Raw genomic sequence first — 5,277 nt, forward strand, 5'->3', positions numbered from 1 at the left:
GGTGGCAGGTCTTGCCCCGACGTTTGGCCGTGGAGCGATGACGAACCATTGGGTCGACATCAAGAACGCGGACGTAGTACTGATCATGGGCGGCAATGCCGCCGAGGCCCACCCTTGCGGGTTCAAATGGGTCACGGAAGCAAAAGCCCATAACAAGGCGAAGCTGATCGTCGTGGATCCGCGCTTCACGCGCTCGGCATCCGTGGCGGACTTCTACGCGCCCATACGCACCGGCACCGACATCATTTTCCTGGGCGGCGTCATCAAGTATCTGCTGGATAACGACAAGATCCAGCACGAGTACGTGCGCAACTACACGGACTTTTCCTTCATCGTGCGCGAAGACTTCGCGTTCGACGCAGGCCTGTATTCCGGCTACGACGCCGAAAAGCGCACCTACGACAAGGCCAGCTGGGATTACGAGCGCGGCGACGACGGCTACGTCAAGACCGACCCGACGCTGGCGCACCCGCGCAGCGTCTACCAGCTGCTGAAGAAGCACTATTCGCGCTACACCGAGGACATGGTCGAGCGCGTCTGCGGCACGCCCAAGGACAAGTTCCTGAAGGTGTGCGAGATGCTGGCTTCCACCGCCACCACCAACCGCGCCGCGACCATCCTCTATGCACTGGGCTGGACGCAGCACTCGATCGGTTCGCAGATTATCCGCACCGGCGCGATGGTGCAGTTGCTGCTGGGCAACATCGGCATCGCCGGCGGCGGCATGAACGCGCTGCGCGGGCACTCGAACATCCAGGGCCTGACCGACCTGGGCCTGATGTCGAACCTGCTGCCGGGCTACATGACCTTGCCCAACGAGCCCGAACAGGACTACGGCAAGTACATCGAGTCGCGCACGCAGAAGCCCTTGCGGCCCAACCAGCTGAGCTATTGGCAGAACTACAGCAAGTTCCACGTGAGCCTGATGAAGGCCTGGTGGGGCAAGTCCGCCACGGCCGAAAACAACTGGGCGTTCGATTACCTGCCCAAGCTGGACAAGCTCTACGACATGCTGCAGGTCTACGAGCTCATGTTCCAGGGCAAGATGAACGGCTACCTCGCCCAAGGCTTCAACCCCTTGGCCGCCGCGCCCAACAAGGCCAAGCTGAACGCCGGTTTCGCCAAGCTGAAGTTCCTGGTCATCATGGACCCGCTGGTCACCGAGACCTCCGAGTTCTGGCGCAACGCGGGCGAAGCCAACGATGTGGACTCGTCCAAGATCCAGACCGAGGTCTTCCGCCTGCCGACCACCTGTTTTGCCGAGGAAGACGGCACGCTGGTGAACTCCGGCCGCTGGCTGCAATGGCACTGGAAGGGCGCCGAGCCTCCGGGCGAGGCCAAGAGCGACATTGAGATCATGGCGCTGCTGTTCACGCGCCTGCGCAAGATGTACCAGGACGAAGGCGGCAAGTACCCCGACCCCATCGTCAACCTGTCCTGGCCATACTCCAATCCGCAGAATCCCACTGCGGAAGAGCTGGCCAAGGAATACACGGGCAAGGCACTGGTGGAACTGACGGATCCCAAGGACCCGTCCAAGGTGACGCGCAAGGCCGGCGAGCAGCTGGCAGGCTTCGCGGAACTGCGCGACGACGGCTCCACCATCAGCGGCTGTTGGATCTTCGCCGGCGCCTGGGGCCCCGGCGGCAACCTGATGGCACGGCGCGACAACAGCGATCCGACCGGCATAGGGCAGACCCTGAACTGGGCCTGGGCCTGGCCGGCCAACCGCCGCGTCCTGTACAACCGCGCGTCCTGTGACCTGGCGGGCAAGCCATTCGATCCGCGCCGCAGCCTCGTTTCGTGGAACGGCAAGTTCTGGACCGGCGCAGATATCCCCGACTTCAAGGGCGACGAGAACCCCGACGGCGGCATGGGGCCGTTCATCATGAACCCCGAGGGCGTGGCGCGCTTCTTCGCGCGGGCCGGCATGGCCGAAGGGCCGTTCCCCGAGCACTACGAACCCTTCGAGACGCCCCTGGGCTACAACCCGCTGTATCCGAAGGCCAAGGGGGTCACCAGCAATCCTGCCGCGCGGGTCTTCAAGGACGACCTGGCCGCGATGGGCACGGTGGACAAGTTCCCCTACGTGGCAACGACCTACCGCCTGACGGAGCACTTCCACTACTGGACCAAGCACGTGCGCATCAACGCGATCCTCCAGCCGGAGCAGTTCGTGGAGATCGGCGAGGCGCTGGCCAAGGAATTGGGCATCGCCAACGGTTCGCGCGTGAAGGTGTCGTCCAACCGCGGCTACATCAAAGCGGTGGCGCTGGTCACCAAGCGCCTGCGCGCGCTGACCGTCGAAGGCAAGACGGTGCATCACGTCGGCATTCCCATCCACTGGGGCTTCGTGGGCCTGGCCAAACCCGGCTTCCTCACCAACACCCTGACGCCGTTCGTGGGCGACGGGAATTCCCAGACACCGGAATTCAAGTCGTTCCTGGTGCAGGTCGAGAAGGCTTAAGGAGACCGTCATGTCCATGCAATCCCTAGACATCAAGCGGCGCTCCGCCACCACCACGCCGCCGCCCGGCATCCGCGAGCCCATCACGGGCTCGGTGGCCAAGCTGATCGACGTCTCCAAGTGCATCGGCTGCAAGGCTTGCCAAAGCGCCTGTATGGAATGGAACGATCTGCGCGACGAGATCGGCACCAACGTCGGCGTCTACGACAATCCGGCCGACCTGACCGAGCATTCCTGGACGGTCATGCGCTTCTCCGAATACGAGAATCCGCAGGGCGACCTGGAATGGCTGATCCGCAAGGACGGCTGCATGCACTGCGAGGACCCGGGCTGCCTGAAGGCCTGTCCCTCGCCGGGCGCCATCATCCAGTACACCAACGGCATCGTGGATTTCCACGAAGAGAACTGCATCGGCTGCGGCTACTGCATCACCGGCTGTCCATTCAACGTGCCGCGCATCTCCAAGAAGGACCACAAGGCGTACAAGTGCACCCTGTGTTCCGACCGCGTGGCCGTCGGCCAGGAGCCGGCCTGTGTCAAGGCCTGTCCCACCGGTGCCATCGTCTTCGGCACCAAGGAAGACATGACGCAGCACGCCGAGGAGCGGATCGTCGACCTCAAGTCGCGCGGCTTCGACAAGGCCGGCCTGTATGACCCGCAGGGCGTGGGCGGCACCCACGTCATGTATGTGCTGCATCACGCCGACCAGCCCGGGCTGTACCACGGGCTGCCCAAGGACCCGCAGATCAGCCCCATGGTTTCGCTGTGGAAGGGGCTGTCCAAACCTGTCGGCGTGGCCGTGATGGCCCTGACCGCGCTGGCGGGCTTCTTCCACTATGCCCGCGTTGGCCGCAACGAGGTGTCCGAGGAAGACGAACGCCGTGCCGAAGAGGAGGTGCGCCATGAGTGAAGACCGCCACTACCGCCGCATCAAGCGCTATACGCCGGGCGAGCGCACCAACCACTGGATCATCGCCTTCACGTTCATCCTGTTGGCGCTGTCCGGGCTGGCGCTGTTCCACCCGTCCATGTACTGGCTGAGCAACCTGTTCGGAGGCGGCCCCTGGACGCGCATCCTGCATCCTTTCATCGGGGTGGTGATGTTCGCCTGCTTCGTCGTGTTCGCCGGCCACATGTGGCGGCACAACCTCATGACTAAGGCGGATCGCCAGTGGATGCGGCAACTGAACGACGTGGTCGAGAACCGCGAGGAAAAGCTGCCCGAAGTCGGCAAGTACAACGCCGGCCAGAAGCTGCTGTTCTATGTACTGATCCTGTGCATGCTGGGCCTGTTCGTCAGCGGCATCGTGATCTGGCGCGAGTACTTTGCGTTCTATTTCCCGATCTGGGTCATCCGCGCCGCCTCGGTGCTGCATGCCGTCAGCGCGCTGGTGCTGATCTGCTCCATCATCGTGCACATCTACGCGGCCATCTGGGTCAAGGGCTCCTTGACCGCGATGCTGCGCGGCTATGTGACGGCGGGTTGGGCGTGGAAGCATCACCGCGCCTGGTTTCGGGAACAAATCAGAAAATAAAGGGGAAAAGGCCCCCACGGCGCGCGCACTGCGTGCGCTTCCTGCCCTTCCTGGCGCGCACGCGCCAGTCCAACGGCTGCTATCCTTCCCCTTGAAGGCTGGCAGCCGTGTTTTTTTATCTGGAGACGCAAGTGCAGCGAATTCTTCCGCGCGGCGAGATCGAAGCGCTAGACCATAACCGCATCCCTCGTGTCAGCCTGCCGGAACGCGGGTCTGTGTTTGCCACGCGCGCAGCCCGGCTACGGCAGCTGGCAGTCGACAGCCCGGTGGCCGACTACCTGCTGCTGATGGCGCATCTGGTCGACGCCCAGCACCGCGCCTTGCAGGATTGCGCGGCGCCCGAAGCGTCCGAAGAACGCATTTCGTTGGCGCAGGCCCATGGCATGCCGCCCTTGCAGGCGGTGGGCTGGCCGCGCGATCCCCTGTGGCGCGGCATACTGGGCCAACTGATAGACCACGTGGCCGGCGTCAAGGACGTGCCGGCCGAGGCCGTCGAGGTCTGTGCCGGCTTGCGCCGCGCGCTGGCCGAGAGCCCGGAGTCGCTGGAGGACCTGGCCGAGGCCGTATTGTCCGAACAGGACCAGGGCGTCGATGGCGCCGTGGCGCCCTTCGTGATGGCGGCCCTGCAAGTCTATTGGACCGACCTGGCCAGCCGTTTCGACGAAAAGCAGCTGCCGGTCGCCAGTCCCTTCGGCGTTTGCCCGGTGTGCGCCAGCCTGCCGGTGGCCAGCGTGGTGCGCGTGGGCGGGCAGTTCGAAGGCTACCGTTACCTGTGCTGCAGCCTGTGCGCGACCCAATGGCACATGGTGCGGGTGAAGTGCTCGCACTGCGAAGACGTGGAATCCGTGGCCTACCAGGCCATCGAAGGCCGCACGCCCGCCATCAAGGCCGAAACCTGCGACCACTGCCATACCTATCGCAAGATCTTCTACCAGGACAAGGACCTTCATGTGGAGCCCGTGGCCGACGACCTGGCCAGCCTGATGCTGGACGTGCTGGTCGGCGAGGCGGGTTATTCGCGGGCCAGCGGCAATCCGCTGCTGTGGCACGGATCGGAGGAATAGCATGGCTGCGCATACGCCCGATGGCGGCGCGGCCGCAGTCTCCGACATTCCCTCCCTGGACCGGTTGCTGAACGCGCCGGCCATGCACGCCGCGCTGGATGAGCATGGCAGGACCCAGGTGGTGGCGGCCCTGCGCCGCGACCTGGACGCCATGCGCGAACGCGCGCTGGCCGGCGGGCTGCCGCGCCAGGAACTTGATGCCGACGCCGTG

The 5,277-nt window shown here is 64.5% G+C and carries 4 protein-coding genes and 1 pseudogene; all 5 read left to right on the top strand.

The genetic code is table 11. The annotated features are described in order from the left end of the window. A partial coding sequence (fdnG, locus tag VIR09_RS01075; protein WP_332010917.1) for a formate dehydrogenase-N subunit alpha occupies nucleotides 1–2,467 on the top strand: 2,467 nt, incomplete at its 5' end. A 10-nt stretch (nucleotides 2,468–2,477) separates the two neighbouring features. Further along, complete coding sequence (fdxH, locus tag VIR09_RS01080) at nucleotides 2,478–3,377, top strand: formate dehydrogenase subunit beta (RefSeq protein WP_013391078.1); 900 nt, start codon at nucleotides 2,478–2,480, stop codon at nucleotides 3,375–3,377. After that, nucleotides 3,370–4,002, top strand: coding sequence for a formate dehydrogenase subunit gamma (locus tag VIR09_RS01085; RefSeq protein WP_332010921.1), 633 nt, complete (start codon nucleotides 3,370–3,372; stop codon nucleotides 4,000–4,002). Before fdxH ends, VIR09_RS01085 begins: the two co-directional genes overlap by 8 nt. 131 nt (nucleotides 4,003–4,133) lie before the next feature. Then, nucleotides 4,134–5,066 carry a formate dehydrogenase accessory protein FdhE gene (gene fdhE, locus VIR09_RS01090; RefSeq protein ID WP_332010923.1) on the top strand — a complete coding sequence of 311 codons (933 nt, stop codon included), beginning with the start codon at nucleotides 4,134–4,136 and terminating at the stop codon, nucleotides 5,064–5,066. Nucleotide 5,067: 1 nt separating this feature from the next. Beyond that, nucleotides 5,068–5,277: pseudogene (locus tag VIR09_RS01095) on the top strand (L-seryl-tRNA(Sec) selenium transferase); the annotation flags it as partial.

The sequence above is a fragment of the Achromobacter sp. genome, assembly GCF_036567245.1.
GTDB lineage: Bacteria > Pseudomonadota > Gammaproteobacteria > Burkholderiales > Burkholderiaceae_B > Achromobacter.

Excerpts from the sequence above, each read along its gene's own strand:
- fdxH (WP_013391078.1), top strand. The coding sequence starts at position 2,478 with ATGTCCATGCAATCCCTAGACATCAAGCGGCGCTCCGCCACCACCACG.
- VIR09_RS01085 (WP_332010921.1), top strand. The coding sequence starts at position 3,370 with ATGAGTGAAGACCGCCACTACCGCCGCATCAAGCGCTATACGCCGGGC.